General features: G+C 71.5%; 15 protein-coding genes. 5 read left to right on the forward strand and 10 right to left on the reverse strand.

What is annotated here, in order from left to right:
• The first annotated feature begins 3 nt into the window (after positions 1 to 3).
• Positions 4 to 1,161, forward strand: a complete 1,158-nt coding sequence (locus tag ACFHWY_RS07460) for a hypothetical protein (RefSeq protein ID WP_416579368.1) — start codon at positions 4 to 6, stop codon at positions 1,159 to 1,161.
• Between the two features lie 331 nt (positions 1,162 to 1,492).
• On the forward strand, positions 1,493 to 1,834 hold the full coding sequence (locus ACFHWY_RS07465) for an RNA polymerase-binding protein RbpA (protein ID WP_357148888.1): 342 nt from the start codon (positions 1,493 to 1,495) through the stop codon (positions 1,832 to 1,834).
• A 59-nt stretch (positions 1,835 to 1,893) separates the two neighbouring features.
• On the opposite strand, the gene ACFHWY_RS07470 is transcribed toward ACFHWY_RS07465, so the two are convergent.
• The 3 genes from ACFHWY_RS07470 to lnt form a co-directional block, all read right to left on the reverse strand.
• Positions 1,894 to 2,454, reverse strand: coding sequence for an FxsA family protein (locus tag ACFHWY_RS07470; protein WP_416579369.1), 561 nt, complete (start codon positions 2,452 to 2,454; stop codon positions 1,894 to 1,896).
• Between the two features lie 84 nt (positions 2,455 to 2,538).
• Entirely contained in the window at positions 2,539 to 3,387 is an 849-nt protein-coding gene (locus tag ACFHWY_RS07475) for a polyprenol monophosphomannose synthase (RefSeq protein ID WP_416579370.1), read from the reverse strand.
• Positions 3,359 to 4,984 carry an apolipoprotein N-acyltransferase gene (gene lnt, locus ACFHWY_RS07480; RefSeq protein WP_416579544.1) on the reverse strand — a complete coding sequence of 542 codons (1,626 nt, stop codon included), beginning with the start codon at positions 4,982 to 4,984 and terminating at the stop codon, positions 3,359 to 3,361. The genes ACFHWY_RS07475 and lnt overlap by 29 nt, the downstream gene beginning before the upstream one ends.
• Before the next feature lie 202 nt (positions 4,985 to 5,186).
• Here lnt and ACFHWY_RS07485 point away from each other — a divergent pair, with 202 nt between their 5' ends.
• Positions 5,187 to 5,768, forward strand: a complete 582-nt coding sequence (locus ACFHWY_RS07485) for a helix-turn-helix domain-containing protein (RefSeq protein ID WP_416579371.1) — start codon at positions 5,187 to 5,189, stop codon at positions 5,766 to 5,768.
• 401 nt (positions 5,769 to 6,169) lie between these two features.
• On the opposite strand, the gene ACFHWY_RS07490 is transcribed toward ACFHWY_RS07485, so the two are convergent.
• Genes ACFHWY_RS07490 through ACFHWY_RS07515 form a run of 6 tightly spaced genes read right to left on the reverse strand, consistent with a single transcriptional unit; the run spans position 6,170 to position 12,873 of the window.
• On the reverse strand, positions 6,170 to 7,492 hold the full coding sequence (locus ACFHWY_RS07490) for a glutamate mutase L (protein WP_416579372.1): 1,323 nt from the start codon (positions 7,490 to 7,492) through the stop codon (positions 6,170 to 6,172).
• Positions 7,489 to 7,884 (reverse strand): hotdog domain-containing protein, encoded by a 396-nt coding sequence (locus ACFHWY_RS07495; RefSeq protein WP_416579373.1) that lies wholly within the window; start codon positions 7,882 to 7,884, stop codon positions 7,489 to 7,491. Before ACFHWY_RS07495 ends, ACFHWY_RS07490 begins: the two co-directional genes overlap by 4 nt.
• Entirely contained in the window at positions 7,881 to 8,630 is a 750-nt protein-coding gene (locus tag ACFHWY_RS07500; protein ID WP_416579374.1) for an OAM dimerization domain-containing protein, read from the reverse strand. Before ACFHWY_RS07500 ends, ACFHWY_RS07495 begins: the two co-directional genes overlap by 4 nt.
• The gene (locus ACFHWY_RS07505) at positions 8,627 to 10,186 is read right to left on the reverse strand and encodes a lysine 5,6-aminomutase subunit alpha TIM-barrel domain-containing protein (protein WP_416579375.1); all 1,560 of its coding nucleotides are present in this window, start codon (positions 10,184 to 10,186) and stop codon (positions 8,627 to 8,629) included. Before ACFHWY_RS07505 ends, ACFHWY_RS07500 begins: the two co-directional genes overlap by 4 nt.
• A gap of 52 nt (positions 10,187 to 10,238) precedes the next feature.
• Positions 10,239 to 11,807, reverse strand: coding sequence for an amidohydrolase (locus ACFHWY_RS07510; protein ID WP_416579376.1), 1,569 nt, complete (start codon positions 11,805 to 11,807; stop codon positions 10,239 to 10,241).
• Between the two features lie 4 nt (positions 11,808 to 11,811).
• Positions 11,812 to 12,873 carry a zinc-binding alcohol dehydrogenase gene (locus ACFHWY_RS07515; protein WP_416579377.1) on the reverse strand — a complete coding sequence of 354 codons (1,062 nt, stop codon included), beginning with the start codon at positions 12,871 to 12,873 and terminating at the stop codon, positions 11,812 to 11,814.
• A gap of 143 nt (positions 12,874 to 13,016) precedes the next feature.
• Here ACFHWY_RS07515 and ACFHWY_RS07520 point away from each other — a divergent pair, with 143 nt between their 5' ends.
• A complete protein-coding gene (locus ACFHWY_RS07520) occupies positions 13,017 to 14,423 on the forward strand; it encodes a KamA family radical SAM protein (RefSeq protein WP_416579378.1) in 1,407 nt (468 codons plus the stop codon).
• 58 nt (positions 14,424 to 14,481) lie between these two features.
• Here the strand turns inward: ACFHWY_RS07520 and ACFHWY_RS07525 are convergent, their stop codons facing one another.
• Entirely contained in the window at positions 14,482 to 14,676 is a 195-nt protein-coding gene (locus ACFHWY_RS07525; protein WP_416579379.1) for a CsbD family protein, read from the reverse strand.
• 373 nt (positions 14,677 to 15,049) lie between these two features.
• Here ACFHWY_RS07525 and ACFHWY_RS07530 point away from each other — a divergent pair, with 373 nt between their 5' ends.
• On the forward strand, positions 15,050 to 15,661 hold the full coding sequence (locus tag ACFHWY_RS07530) for a histidine phosphatase family protein (RefSeq protein WP_416579380.1): 612 nt from the start codon (positions 15,050 to 15,052) through the stop codon (positions 15,659 to 15,661).
• The last annotated feature ends 28 nt before the right edge of the window (positions 15,662 to 15,689 follow it).

Genomic DNA, 15,689 nt, shown 5'->3' on the forward strand with positions numbered 1-15,689 from the left:
TCGATGGACGCCCAGCACACCCCCGAGTACCGCCCCTGCGCCCACTGCGGCCGTGACGTGCCGCAACGCGCCGGCGCGGGCCGCCCGTTCCGGTACTGCCGGGACAACGACGGCACCTGCCAGCGTGCCTCCCGCAACAGCCGGATGCGTCACCGCAACGCCCCCGGCCTGCCCGGTCAGGTGGCCCGCACCTGGGAGGCCGTGGATCGGCTCGACCAGATCGTGGAGACCCTCACCGAGGCGCTGCACGCCGAACTGTCCCCGGCCGGGGTGCAGCGGCAGGTGGCGCAGGTCCGCGCGGAGACGGCCGGCGAGGTCGCGGCGGCGCAGACCGAGCGCGACGAGGCGCTGCGGGCGGCCGAGGACGCCGCCGCCCGCGCCGAGCGGGAACGCCGGCAGGCGCGGGCCGCGTCGGCCCAGGCCGAGGATGCCCGGGCCGACGCCGCCCGGGCCGGCGAGTTGGCGGCGGCGGCCGCCGAGCGGGCCGAGCGGGCCGAGGCGGCGCGCGACGAGGCCAGCCGGGCGACGGCGGCCGCACAGGCGCTACGGGCGCAGGCCGAGTCCGACCGGGACAGCGTCCGCGCGCAGCTGGCGTCGCTGCTCGCCGACCTGGACGCGCAGCGACGCCGGTCGACCGAGCTGACCGCCGAACGCGACGCCGCCCGCGCCGACGCCGAGCGCGCCGGACGGGCCGCCGCCGACACGGGCGCGCAGGCCGAGCGGCTGCGGGCCGACATCGGCGCGCTGCGAATCGACGCCGAGCACGCCCGCGCCGACATCGAACAGGCCCGGACAGCTGTCACGCAGGCATCCGCCGCTGCCGAGCGGGCCTCCGCGCTGGCCGCCGGGGCCCGCGCCGATGCGCAACGGGCCGAGGCGGCCCGCGCGCAGGCCGACGTCGACCGCGACCGGGCGCAGCAGGCGGCCCGCCAGGCCGATGAGGAACTGACCGCCGCCACCGACCGGATCAGCACGTTGCGCGCCGACCTGGAGACCGCCCGGTCGGCAGCCAGCACCGCCGAGGGCCGCCTGGCCGAGCTGACGGTACGCCTGCGTGAGACCGAGGCCGACCGCGACGAGTCCCGGCAGCGGACCGCTCAACTCGCCGGCCAGGTGGGTGACCTCGCCGCCGCCCTGGCCCGCCTGACTCCTTCCCCCTGACCCCACCTGCGGGCGGGGGCAGCCGAACGTGCCGCAGCGGACGTGGATGGCGGCATGGGCGGCGTTTCGCCCGCGGTCGACGCCTCGCCAAACCCTCACTTCGCCCGCTCACGCCACGGCCGGCTCCGGAGCCGGTTACCATCTCCGCTGGCGGCGACGGTTTGCCGAGACGACCCGGCCGGGACGCACCCCGCCGGGCGTACGGTGTGGCCGGTTACCCTTGACTGCGCACCCCGGGGGCTGGCCGTCGAGGCGTGGCCATGGGAATGGCCCGGCGGCGGCGGACCGTTACACCGATAGGACCTGCACCACCGAAGAGGGGAAGTCGATCATGGGCGAGCGTATGCTGCGCGGCAGCCGGCTGGGCGCGGTCAGCTATGAATCCGACCGCAACACGGAGCTCGCGCCGCGGCAGACCCGCGAGTACCTGTGCGCCAAGGGCCACCAGTTCGAGGTGCCGTTCGCCGTCGACGCCGAGGTGCCGACCACCTGGGAGTGCAAGTTCGACGGCAGCGTGGCCCGGCTGGTCGACGGCAACGAGCCCGAGCAGAAGAAGGCCAAGCCGCCGCGTACCCACTGGGACATGCTGCTGGAACGGCGGTCGATCGCGGAGTTGGAGGACATCCTCGCCGAACGGCTGCAGGAGGTCCGCACCCGCCGCGGTCGCGGCTGACCCACACCAACACGACGCCCCCGGGAGATCGCTTCCCGGGGGCGTCGTGATGCGTCTGTTCAGCTGTTGCGCGGCTCCACGATCTCACCCTCGATGGCGCCGCCCTGCTCCGCCGCCGGCTGTCCCGGCCCGGCCGCGGGCTGCGACGGCGGCGCACCCGACTGCGGCGGACCGCCCGCCGGCTGCTGCGCTCCACCCTGGTACACCCGCACCCGGCGCGGACCGAACAGGTCACCGGCGGCCATCGACGACACCCGCCGCTCGGCCGTGCGCTGCATGCCGCCTCGCGCCAGCCGCCGCACCGGCGGCACCAGCAACACCAACCCGACCAGGCCACTGACCAACCCCGGGGCCGCCAGTAGCAACGCCCCCAGCAGCCCCGCCAACCCGTCGGTCACCTGCCGGCCCGGCGGCCGGCCGGACTGCGCGGCCTCCCGGAACCCTCGCCACGCCCGGATGCCTTCCCGGCGCAGCAGCACCAGCCCCAACAGCGAGGCCGCGAACACCAGCAGCGTCGCCGCACCGAAGCCGACCACCCGGCCCACCAGCACGAACACGGCCAGTTCCGCGGCCACGGACACCAGAAGGGCCAACGGTACGAACCTCAGTGCTCGGCGCATATCACCCCATCCGCCTCACGACGCCTCGTCGTCACCGCCGTGCCGGCGGGCGCAGGCGTCCCGTCCAGCATGACACGGCTCCGCTCAGGGCCACCGAGCCTGTCCCGCCGTGGCGGCGCGCAGGCCCCGGCGCACCGCGGTACGCCGGTCGGACACCGCCCACCCGGTGATCCGCCACAGCGCCTCGGCCACAATCAGCGGGCTCATCTTGCTGGCACCACGTTCCCGCTCGGCGAACGTGATCGGCACCTCCACGATCCGTGCCCCAGCCCGGTGCGCCAACCGGGACAGCTCCACCTGGAACGAGTATCCCTGAGAGCACACCGATTCCAGATCCAGGGCGTCCAGCACACCCGCCCGGTACACCCGGTAGCCGCCGGTGGCGTCCGCCAGCGGCATACCCAACGCCAGCCGCGCGTACATGTTGCCGCACCGCGACAGCAGCAGCCGCCGCCACGGCCAGTTGACCACCCGGGCGCCCCTGGTCCACCGTGACCCGATCACCACATCGGCGTCGCGGGCCGCAAGCAGCAGCGCCGGCAGATCCTCCGGGGCGTGCGAGCCGTCGGCGTCCATCTCCACCACGGCGTCGAAGCCACGCCGTCGCGCCCACGCGAACCCCGCCAGGTATGCCGCGCCGAGCCCCTGCTTGCCCTCCCGGTGCAGCACGTGCACCCGCTGATCGGCGTGGGCGATCCCCTCGGCGATCTCGCCGGTGCCGTCCGGACTGTTGTCGTCGGCGACCAGAATCTCCACCTGCGGTGCGGCCTCGCGAACCCGCCGCACGATCGCCGCGACGTTGTCGGCCTCGTTGTACGTCGGAATGACCACCAGCACCCGACCCACGTCGGGCACCCCCGTCACCCCAGGACGGATGTCGGTCCTGTGCACCACCGCTGCCCCCTCACCCCGGGCCGCCGGCCGCCCGTCCATCCCGACCGGCCCACCGGCGCCGCAGCACCGCCGCCCCAGCCAACGCGGCCACCGCCAGCCCGGCCAGCACCACCTCCGGCAACACCCCCACCCGGGTGGCCAGCGTGCGCCCGCCGGTCAGCTGCAACTGCCGCACCACCACCGCGCGGGTGTTGAACCCGGTGGCATCGCTTACCCGCCCGTCCGGGGTCACGAACCCGGACACCCCGACCGTCGAGGCCATCAACGCCGGCCGGCCGTGCTCCACCGCCCGAAGCCGCACCATCGCCAACTGCTGGCGCGCCTCGGCCACGTCGAACGTGGCGTTGTTGGTCTGCACCACCAGCAGCTGCGCCCCGCCGACGACCGTGTCCCGGACCAGCCCGTCGTAGGCGACCTCGAAGCAGATGACGTCGCCGAGCACCGTAGACCCGGTGTCGATCACCCCCGGCTCGGTGCCGGCCACGAAGTCGGCCCGTACCCGGTCGACCTGGTCACTGACCATCCGGGCGATACCGCGCAGCGGCACGTACTCGGCGAACGGCACCGGGTGCCGTTTGATGTACAGCTGCTCCAGGTCGGGTCCGCTGCCCGGACGCCACAACAACCCCGCGTTGCGCACCTGTCCCCGCTCCGGCCCGAACAGCACCGCGCCGACCAGGATCGGCACGCCGACGGTGTCGGCGGCGGCAGAGATGCGCGCCCCGGCGGACGGGTTGCGCAGCGGGTCGATGTCGCTGGAGTTCTCCGGCCACACGACCAGGTCCGGGCGCGGCGTACCGCCGGCGGCGACCTCACCGGCCAGGTCGATGGTGGCGTCGACGTGGTTGTCGAGCACCGCCTGCCGCTGGGCGTTGAAGTCCAGGCCGAGCCGGGGCACGTTGCCCTGCACGACGGCCACCGTGACCGACGCACCGGGACGGGTCGTCGCGACCGGCACCAGCAGCCCACCGGCGAGCACCAACACCACCGCCGCGGCACAACCGGCCGTCGGCGCCCACCACCTGCCGCTGGCCGCTCGACGCGCCCGCAGCAGCCACCAGAGCCCCGTGACGAGCAACCCGCCGGTCAGCGCCACCGCGAACGTCACCAGCGGCGCGCCACCCAACGCGGCCAGCCGCAGCAGCGGCGAGCCGTCCTGACCGAAGGCCAGCCGCCCCCACGGGAACCCGCCGAACGGGGTCCGGTCACGCAGCGCCTCCTGCCCCACCCACAGCACGCCGGTCAGCGCCGGCCAGCCCGCCGGGAACCGGTCGGCCAGCGGCGACACCCACGCCGTGGCCGCACCCAGCAGCGCCAGATAGCCGGCCTGCAACAGCGACAGCAGCACCCACGGCAGGTAGCCGGTGTGCAGGTTCGTCCAGGCCAGCAACGGCGCGAACAGGGCCAGACCGGTCAGGAAGCCCAACGCGGCGCCGGCACGCCACCGCCGCCGGTGGGTCGCGGCGGCCAGCAGTGCCACACCGACCGGCGCCAGCGGCCACCACCCGTACGGGGGGAACGCCACCAGCAGCGCCAACCCGCCCGCCAGCGCCAGCGCCACCGCCAGCGGCAGCCGAACCGGTCGAGCCGGTCGAGCCGGCGGGCTGGACCCGGCGGCGCGGTCCACGGTCGTCACGGGCGAGTCGGGCGCGATCACGCGCCGAAGGCTACCCGGGCGACCCGAAGGTCCACGCCGCCGCCCAGCGACGGCACCGAAACCACCCACCGGCACGGCCGGCACGAGCACCAGCGGCGGCGGGCGGACAGCACGCGGCCCCGCCGCCTGTCGACCCCCACCCCGCGACCGACCACGAACGAAGAAAAGTAATGTTGCTGCTATGGCAAACGAGGAGGCGGCGGTGCTGGCGGCGGTCGGCCCCCGCCTGCGGGCCCTACGCAAACACCGCGGCACCACCCTGAGCGAACTCGCCGACACCACCGGAATCTCGGTCAGCACCCTGTCCCGACTCGAATCCGGACACCGCCGCCCCACCCTGGAACTCCTCCTGCCGCTGGCCCGCGCCCACCAGGTGCCACTGGACGAACTGGTCGGCGCGCCGACCGTCGGCGACCCACGGGTACGGGCCCGCCCCATCGTCCGCCACGGCATGACATTCCTGCCACTGACCCGCCGCCCCGGCGGCCTCCAGGCGTTCAAACAGATCCTGCCCCCACACACCCCCACCGACCCGCAACCCCAGTCCCACGAGGGCTACGAATGGCTGTACGTGCTCTCCGGGCAGCTACGGCTACACCTCGGCGACCACGACCTCACGCTCACACCCGGCGAGGTCGCCGAATTCGACACCCGAGTACCGCACTGCGTCGCCAACCCCGGCAACGAACCCACCGAAGTACTCAACCTGTTCGGCCCGCAGGGCGAACGCCTACACGTGCGGACCCGCCCCACCACCACCTGAACCGGCCACCGGGCGGACACGAAGTCGGGGCGCGGCATATGCCACGCCCCGATGCTCCCAGGCCCCTCCCGGCCGATGCGGCCGAATGCGGCACCCCGACCTTCGGACCGACCGGACGGCGACTGGCTGTCCCCGTCGGGCCGTTGTCTACTGGCCGTGCACCTCACCCCGCCAAACACCGGTAACCGCGGCCGGTTCGCGCCGCCCCGCCGACCCCCGCCCGCTGGACCTGGCCGCCGCGACTTTGACGTACACCATGTCGCTCGGCCAGCGGACGAAGGGACGAAGCGAACAACAGCCGCTTCCCGTGGTAGGACTCAAAGACGGTACGTGCCACACCCCCAGCCTTGTCAACCCACCCCCGACGAGTCGCCGCCACCGCCCCGGCGTGTCGCCGCTCCTCAACCACAGAGAGGACTCAGCAACGCCCGTGCCGCCACCGGATGATCCGCCGCGAGCAGCCCCGCGGCGGCCAGCACATAGTCGGTGTCCACCACCGACCGCGCCGACCGCGGCAGCGCCCACCCACCAGCATGATCGCCCAGCACCGCGACCAACACCCCCACCGCCTCGCCGCGAGGGGCATGCCGCAACACACCACCCGAACCGACCAGCAGCCGCACATCCCGCAGATCCCGACCCGCCCGCTCCCCGGTACCCACCCCCCGAGCGTGCCGACGCAACGCCACCGTCGCCGCCAACCCCGCGATCCGCGCGTCGACAGCCCGCCCCACGGCATCCGACGGCAGAAAACCCGGCTCAGCGGCACGGAGCACCGCCTCCGCCGCCAACCCGTCCTGCTCCCCCACCCCCACCAGCCGTTCCTCGACACCGGCGCGCACCACCCCAGGAGCACTCCACCGCATCCCCAGGTCCCCCTCGACGGTCCGGGCCCGCCACACTGCGCCGGCCACCTCCCGGCCCGGCCCATCCGCCCGCTCATCGGGAGTCAACACCGAGTACACGTCCGTGGTGGCTCCACCCACGTCCACCACCACCAGGTCACCACCGACCACATCGGCCAGAGCCTCCACCCCGGTCAACACCGCATCCGGAGTTGCCGCCCGCACCAGCCGAGCGAACCGGCCCCCCCGCGACAACCGCTTACCGCCGATGACATGCCGCAGGAACACCCGCCGGATCGCCGCACGCGCCGACAACGGCGCCAACACCCCGATCCGCGGCAACACGTTGTCCGCCACCGTCACCGGCACCCCCGCGCCGGCCAGCACCGCCTGCAACTCCGCACGGACGTCCACATTGCCGGCGAGCACCACCGGCACCCGCCACCGCGCCCGCGCCAACCGAACCGCGTTGTGCCTCAGCGTGTCCGCGTCCCCACCGTCGGTGCCGCCCACCAGCAACACCACATCCGGACGGGCCGCCCGCAACGCCGACAACTCCAACCGACCGGCGGCCACGTGCACTACGTCCGCCCCCGCCGACAGACCCACCCGCCGGCCCGCCTGCGCCGTCACCAGCGGCTCATATCCCACCACCGCCAACCGCAGCCCACCACCAGCCGACGAACACACATACCACGGCACGTCACCGCAACCCAGACCCACGGTCGCCGCCGCGACCGCGGCATCCAGCCCCCACAGCACATCCGTGCCCACCGTCGTCGGCGCCGCCGCCGCCGACACCAACCCACCGCCGTCGAGATCCACCACAGCGACCTTCGTGTACGTCGAGCCGACGTCGGCGCAGACCGCGACGCTCACGCCGCCGGCACGACCACGGTGCCGGTGGCGGTCACCGCCACCAACGGCACGTCGAGCACCTCCGCGGCCGACTCACCCCGTTCCGGTCGGCCCCGACACACCACCACACAACTCAACTCCACCGTGCGGCTGCGGGTACCCACCCGGCTCACCTGACCGGTCACCTCCACCACGTCACCGGCCCGCACCGGCGCATGGAACCGCACATCCGAATACCCCGCGAACAGCCCCTCGTCGCCGTCGGTCCGGATACACACCTCGGTAGCCACATCCCCGAACAGACCCAACGCGTACGCGCCGTCGACCAGATTTCCCGCATAGTGCGCGTGCCCGTACGGCACATACCGCCGATGCGTCACCGTCAACCCCAGCCGGACATCCCGCTCCCTCATGCCACCTTCACCTTCCTGCCGACCAACGCATGCACCAGGTAGGACGCCACCTCACCCGGAGTGGTACCCCGACCGAAAATCCGATCCACCCCCAACTCCGCCGCCTGCGACTCGTCGAACCGCGGCCCACCCACGATCAACAGTGGCCGCCGACCCGCCGGCAGGGCCTCCCGGAACGCCGCCGACATCTCCCTCGTGTTGTGCAGATGCGCGTCGCGCTGGGTCACCACCTGAGACACCAACACCGCATCCGCCCGCACCGCCCGCGCCGCCTCCACCAACTCCGGCACACTGACCTGCGCACCCAGGTTCGTCACCGACAACTCCCGGTAGTACTCCAGGCCCTTCTCCCCCGCGATGCCCTTCACATTGAGAATCGCATCGATGCCCACCGTGTGCGCGTCCGTGCCGATACACGCCCCCACCACCGACAACTTCCGCCGCAGCCCACGCTTCACGACCGCGTTGACCTCCCTGGCGCTCAGCAACGGAAAGTCCCGCTCCAACACCCGCACCGCCGACAGATCCACCAGATGGTTCACCCGCCCGTACACCACGAAGAACGTGAACCCGTCACCCATCTGCTTCGCGTGCACCAGCATCGCCGGGTCAATGCCCATCCGGTTCGCCAACTGGACCGCCGCACCCTCGCCCCGCTTGTCATGGGCCACCGGCAACGTGAACGACACCTGCACCATGCCGTCACCGGTGGTGTCCCCGTACGGCCGCACCACCGCACCACTCATACCGGCCGCTCCAGAATCTCGGTGGCCGGGTTGTAGTAGCCGACCTCATGCCGCGCCACCCCGGCCAAACCCTTACCACGATCCGCCGGCCGCTTCATGATCCCGAACGTGCCCTCGGCGATCGCCGTCAACAACGACTGCTCACCGATCCGCTGCAACAACCGCACCGCCTCACCCAGCACCAGATGCGCCCGCTGCTGAATGAACCCGCCCGACGCCGGCACGAAATCCTCATGCAAACCACCCGCCGCACCCAACACGTACCGCACGTTCTGCAGCGCGATGTCCCGATCCGACAACCACGGCGTCACCACCGCCTCGGTCATCATCCCCACCAACAGAATCCCCTGCCCGGTCATCGCACCCACCAGGTTGAAGAAACCGTCCAGCAGATTGCCCCGGAACACGTCACCGGTCATGTGCTTCGTCGGCGGCATCCACTTCAACGGCGCATCCGGAAACAACTCCCGAGCCAGCAACGCATGCGCCAACTCCAACCGGAACGACTCCGGCACCTCCGGATTGATTTCGAACGCGTGCCCCAGACCCAACTGCCGGTCCGCCAACCCCGCCTCATGCGCGAAATACTCGTTGAGCAACTGCGACACCGTCACCGTGTGCGCCTCCTCCACCGCGTCAGCGGTGGTCAGATAATTGTCCTCACCGGTATTGATGATGATCCCCGCCCGCGCATGCACCTGCCGGGAGAACCGCTGATCCACGAACGTACGAATCGGGTTGATGTCCCGAAACAAAATCCCGTACATCGAGTCGTTGAGCATCATGTCCAGACGCTCCAAACCCGCCAACGTCGCCATCTCCGGCATGCACAACCCCGACGCGTAATTCGTCAACCGCACATACCGGCCCAACTCCTTCGACGACGAATCCAACGCCGCCCGCATCAACCGGAAGTTCTCCTGCGTGGCATACGTACCCGCGAACCCCTCCCGGGTCGCCCCCTCCGGCACATAGTCCAACAACGACTGCCCCGTCGACCGGATCACCGCGATCACGTCCGCCCCCGCCCGCGCCGCCGCCTGCGCCTGCGGAATGTCCTCGTAGATGTCCCCCGTCGCCACGATCAGATAAATCCACGGCCGCTGCCGCGGATCCCCGTACCGCCGCACCAGGCGATCCCGCTCCACCCGCCGCCGGTCAACCTGCCGAACCCCCACCCCCACCGCCCGCCGAGCAGCCCTACGCGCTGCCGTCGCCGCCCCACCCGAGGGCACCACGAACCGAACCGACCCCGCCGCGGCCTTCTGCGCCAGCAACGTCACATCGGTGATCTGCTCCCGCACCAGCGCGTCGAACACCGGCAACGCCACCCCGTGCCCCAACCCCACGTCCGCGACCACCGCATCCACCAGCCGGTTCACCCACGGAATGCCGTCCGGATCAGCACCGGCCACCCCGGCCAACCGCAGCACCGCCCGCTCCACCGACACCGTGGTGTGGCTGCGCGCCAACTCCACCACCGGCTGCCCCGCCCGACGCGCCAACTCCCGCGCCCGCGCCACCAACACCGGATCCAGACCCAGCTTGCCCGTCACACCGCCACCCCACCGCACCGACGCACACCCACGCCCAACCCGCTCAGCCCGCTCACGAAGCCCCTTCCTCGTAGATCACCGCACCACGCAGCACCGTGGCCCGACACACCGGCAACGGTGTCGGATCATCCACCCCCCGCACCTGAAGATCCTCGGCCTGCAACACCGGCAACCCCCGCTCCACCCCCGCCGGCGCAGACCACACCGCGAACGTCGCCGGCGCCCCCAACGCCAGCACCCCCTCGTTGTCCAGGTGCACCGCCCGCCAACCACCCCGGGTGTGCGCCGCGAACGCCGCCCGCACACTCATCCGCTGCACCGGGTTGTGGTGCGCCACCGCCGCCCGCACTGACCCCCACGGATCCAACGGCGTCACCGGCGAATCCGAACCGAACGCCAACGCCACCCCGACCCCGTGCATCGCCCCCATCGGATTCGACGCCAACGACCGCGCCAACCCCAGCCGCGTCTCATACATCCGGCCCGCACCACCCCACAACCGGTCGAACGCCGGCTGCACCGACGCCACCACCCCGAACTCCACGAACCCGGCGATCAACCGCCGATCCATGATCTCCGCGTGCTCCATCCGATGCCGCGCAGCCCGCACCCGCTCCGTACCCAGCCGCCGCGCCGCCGCCGCGAAACCCTCCAGCACCGTCGAGATCGCCGCGTCCCCGATCGCATGGAACCCGCCCTGCATCCCGTACGTCGCACAGTCCAACAGATGATCACAAACCTGCTGCGCACTCAGATAACCGTGACCACAACCCACACCATCGGCGTACGCCCGCGACAGATGCGCCGTACCCGACCCCAACGCCCCGTCGGCGAACAGATCCCCACCAGCACCGACCGCACCCAACTCCCGCGCCCGCGCCGCACCACCCAACTCACCCCAGTACCCGTACACCTCCGGCAACCCCGCCCCCGAGATCGCCAACAGACCGGTGAAATCCTCCTCGTCGGAGATCTCCGGCCCCCCACACTCATGCACCGCCGCGATCCCCAACGACGCCGCCCGCCCCAACGCCACCCGCTGCGCCGCGACCCGCTGCACCCGCGTCACCGCCGCCCGCGCCGCCGCCCGCACCACATGGTGCGCGTCACGCCGCACCCATCCCGACCCGTCGTACCCGGGCACCGCCACCACCTCCGGACACGCCGCCAGCAACGCCGACGACACCAGAGCCGAATGGATCGAAGCCTGCGACAGATACACCCGCCGCCCTCCGGCCGCCCGCCCCAACTCGACCGCCCCCGGCGGCTGCGGCACCGACCACGTCGACTCGTCCCAGCCGTGCCCCAACACCACCGCCTCCGCCGGCAGCCCCGCGGCGAACACCGACACCGCGTCCAGCAACTCACCGGCCGACCGCACGGCGGACAGATCCAGGCCCGACAGCGCCAAACCGGTATCACTGACATGCACATGCGCGTCCACGAACGCCGGCGTCACCAGCGCACCATCCAGATCCACCACCCGGTCGGCCGGAGGCGCGTCCGCATCCGCACCCAACCAGGCGATCCGCCCGTCACGGACCAACAGCGCCGTCGCCGACGGGTCCGCCGGGCAGTGCAGCACACCGGCGCGGTACAACGTCGAGGGGTAGTTCGTCATGGCCTCAGTCTGCCGCCAGCCTGGCCTCGAAGAGCCCACGCACCCCCGGCTCACCGCGCAACAGCCCCAACGCCAACTCCGCATGGCCCGGCACATACCCGTTGCCCACCAGCATCGTCACGTCCGCCGCCAGACCCTCCGCGCCCAGGGCCGCCGCCGCGAAACTCGTCGCCATCGAGAAAAAGATCACCGTGCCGCCGTCCCCGGTGGCCAACACCGCACCATGCTCGCAGCCCGGCACATCCACGCAGACAACCGTCACGTCCGCCGGCACCCCCAGCGCCGACGTCACCGCCGTCGACAACGCCACCGGATCCCGGGCGTCAGCCTGCGCCACCACGTCGGCGAGCCCCGCCGCCTCCAGCGCGACACGCTCCGCCGCCACCGGCACCACGCCGACCGTACGCGAGGCACCGGCCCGCCGCGCCGCCGCCAACGACAGCGAGCCGCTCTTGCCCGCACCGCCGAGCACCGCCACCGACACCGGCCGGACGTCGCCCTCGGCCGCCCGCTGCGCCACGTACCGCGACACCACCCGGGCGGTCAAAGCCGGCGCGCCGCACACGTCCAACACCGCCAGGGACAGATCCGGCGACAGGTCCGCCGGCAGCACCGCCGCTATCGACCGGGCGAACAGGATCGCGTACCCGTCACAGGGGACCTGTTCGCTGCGCCCGTCCCAGCGGGCCAACCCGTCGGTCACCACCAACGGCGTCAACGTCAATGACACCAGCGTGGCCACCCGCTCACCGGGCTTGAGCCCCAACGGCGAGCGCCGCCCGGACTCTTCGACCGTGCCGACGAGCATGCCACCCGAACCGGTCACCGGGTTCTGCATCTTGCCCCGCGTCGAGATGATGTCGAGGACCTCGGCGCGGACCGCGTCACCGTTCCCGCCGTGCCTGCCGGACAACTGCCGAAAACTCGCCGCGTCCAGGTTGAGCCGCTCGACGCGGATTCGCACCTCGTTCGGCGCGGGCTCGGGTCGAACGTCCAACCGCCAGGCGGCCTGTGGCAGCACCCCTGCCGGTTCCAGGACGCGATGCAGACCCACTGGTGATGTCAACGCCGACCTCCCCTGTTCGACCGCCTGAAGCCCGGACATGGACTCGCGCAGCGGGAAAACTTACGGCAGACTAATTTCTACGCCGGATATTTTCCAGTAGCCTTGCGTTTCACTGATCACCAACACAAGCCAGAGGAGGGGCCGTGACCCAGACCCGACCGCCGGTGCAGACCATCCCGGCACCGGAGCCGGCCCCCGCCACCACGCTCAGCAGCCAGCCCTACGAGTACCGCCGCACTCCCCTGGTCGAACCCGACTGGACCCGCTTCCCCGGCTGGCGCACGGTGACCCGCGACCAATGGGAAAGCGCCCAGTGGCAGCGCGTCAACTGCGTGAGGAACATCAAACAGCTACGCGCCGTACTCGGTGACACCGTCGACGAGAGCCTCTACACCGATCTCGACGCCGACCAACGTGCCCTTGCCACCATGTCCATGCTGGTGACCCCACAGATGATCAACACGATGGTGCCGTTCGCCCCGGTCACCACCGAGGCACTTCTTGCCGACCCGATCCGGCGATACATGATCCCGGTGGCCTCCGACCGGCGTACCGACTGGCCGTCGCACCCGTACGCCGCCCGCGACTCGCTGCACGAACACGACATGTGGGTCGCCGAAGGGCTCACCCACCGCTACCCCACCAAGGTCCTCGCCGAGCTGCTCTCCACCTGCCCGCAGTACTGCGGGCACTGCACCCGCATGGACCTGGTCGGCAACTCGACCCCCGCCGTCGACAAGCTCAAGCTCACCCTCAAGCCCGTCGACCGCTACGACGCCCACATCAGCTACCTGAGGGGCCACCCCGGCGTCCGCGACGTCGTCGTCTCCGGCGGCGACGTCGCCAACGTGCCGTGGCGCAACCTCGAGGCGTACCTCATGCGGCTGCTGGAGATCGAGACCATCCGCGACATCCGGCTCGCCACCAAGGCCCTCATGGGCCTACCTCAGCACTGGCTGCAGCCCGACGTGGTCGAGGGCCTTGAACGCGTCGGCCGCACCGCCGCCCGCCGCGGCGTCAACCTGGCCATCCACACTCACGTCAACCACACCCAGTCGCTCACCCCACTGGTCGCCAAGGCCGCCCAGACCGCCCTCGACGTCGGCGTCCGCGACGTACGCAACCAGGGCGTCCTGATGCGCGGGGTGAACGCCACGAACACCGACCTGCTCGACCTCTGCTTCGCGCTACAGGGCGAGGCCGGCATCCTGCCCTACTACTTCTACATGTGCGACATGATCCCCAACGCCGAGCACTGGCGGGTCCCCGTCTGGCGCGCCCAGCAGCTCCAGCACGACATCATGGGCTACCTGCCGGGCTACGCAACTCCCCGGATCGTCTGTGACGTGCCCTTCGTCGGAAAGCGCTGGGTACACATGGTCACCGAGTACGACCGCGAACGCGGCATCTCCTACTGGACGAAGAACTACCGCACCTCCATCGAGTCCGCCGACCTCGCGGCGCTCAGCAAGAGGTACGCCTACTACGACCCGATCGACACCCTGCCCGAGGTCGGACAGCGCTGGTGGCAGGCCCACCGCGACGCCTGAGCCGCGACTCGCACCGGTAGGGCCGCCGGCTGGTCCGGCGCCCCTACCGGTGCACCCGTTACCGGCCGAAGGCGTCCTTCGCGTCACGTCCCGCGTCCTTGACGTTCTCGCCGGCCTTACGGGCACGGGCCTCGCCCTGCTCGGAGGCACCCTCGGCGCGCATGCGTTCGTTGTCGGTCATGTCGCCGATGCGCTCCTTGGCGGTGCCGCTCAGTTCCTCGACCTTGTTCTTCGCCTTGTCGGTGAAGCTCATGTCGCCTCCCTGCGTTTCTCGGCGGCTCGCGCGCTGCGCTCCGCTTTCCTCTGGTGTCCCCTGCTCTCGGTGGCCGAAACTGTTGTTCCGAGGGGTGCGGCGCACGTCCGCTAATGCATCCTAGGATGCTAGGTGTAGTTCGTCACGGCTCTGGTACTCGTCCGCACACCCGAATGAGCATCCTAGGACCCTAGCTACTATTGGGATCACGGTCAGCGGCAAGGCGGGCACACCACCGAAATCGCTGAGCATCTGGAGGTCGTGGGGGCAATGACGACGGCTGCCCGGTTCTTCGGCCAGTGCCGTCGACGGGCCCACGTGGCACGCAGTCCTGGTTGACTGGGCCCATGCCCGAGCGAAGCGGAGCACCGCAATGAGCGAGATCCTCCTCGTCCGGCACGGTGAGACCACCTGGAGCGCCAGCCGCCGACACACCTCGTACACCGATTTGGAGTTGACCCCCGACGGCGAGCGGCAGGCCCGCGGGCTCGGCCCCACCCTCGCCGGCCGGCGGTTCGTCGCCGTCCTGACCAGCCCGCGAACGCGGGCACTCCGCACGGCACAGCTGGCCGGTCTGCCCGTCACGAAAACCGACGAGGACCTGGCCGAATGGAACTACGGCCAGTACGAGGGGCGAACCACCGCCGAGATCCACGACGAACGCCCCGGCTGGAGCGTCTGGTCCGACGGGTGTCCCGGCGGGGAGTCACCCAGCGAGATCGGTGAACGCGTAGACCGGATGCTCGCCAAACTACGTCCCCTGCTCGACCGGGGTCCCGTCGCCGTGGTCGGACACGCGCACTCGCTGCGTGTGCTGGGCGCCCGGTGGATCGGCCTGCCACCGTCGGCGGGCGGGCTGCTCCGCCTCGACACCGCCACCCTCAGTCTGCTCGGTCACGAACACGGCCGCCGGGTGATCCTCCGGTGGAACCAGCCGTCCTGCCCACCTACCGACACCGCAGCGGGGTCGACGGCCCGGCCCTGACGGCCGGTACGACAGGTCGGCCCCGACC

Source organism: Micromonospora sp. LOL_024, assembly GCF_048060415.1.
Taxonomy (GTDB): domain Bacteria; phylum Actinomycetota; class Actinomycetes; order Mycobacteriales; family Micromonosporaceae; genus Micromonospora.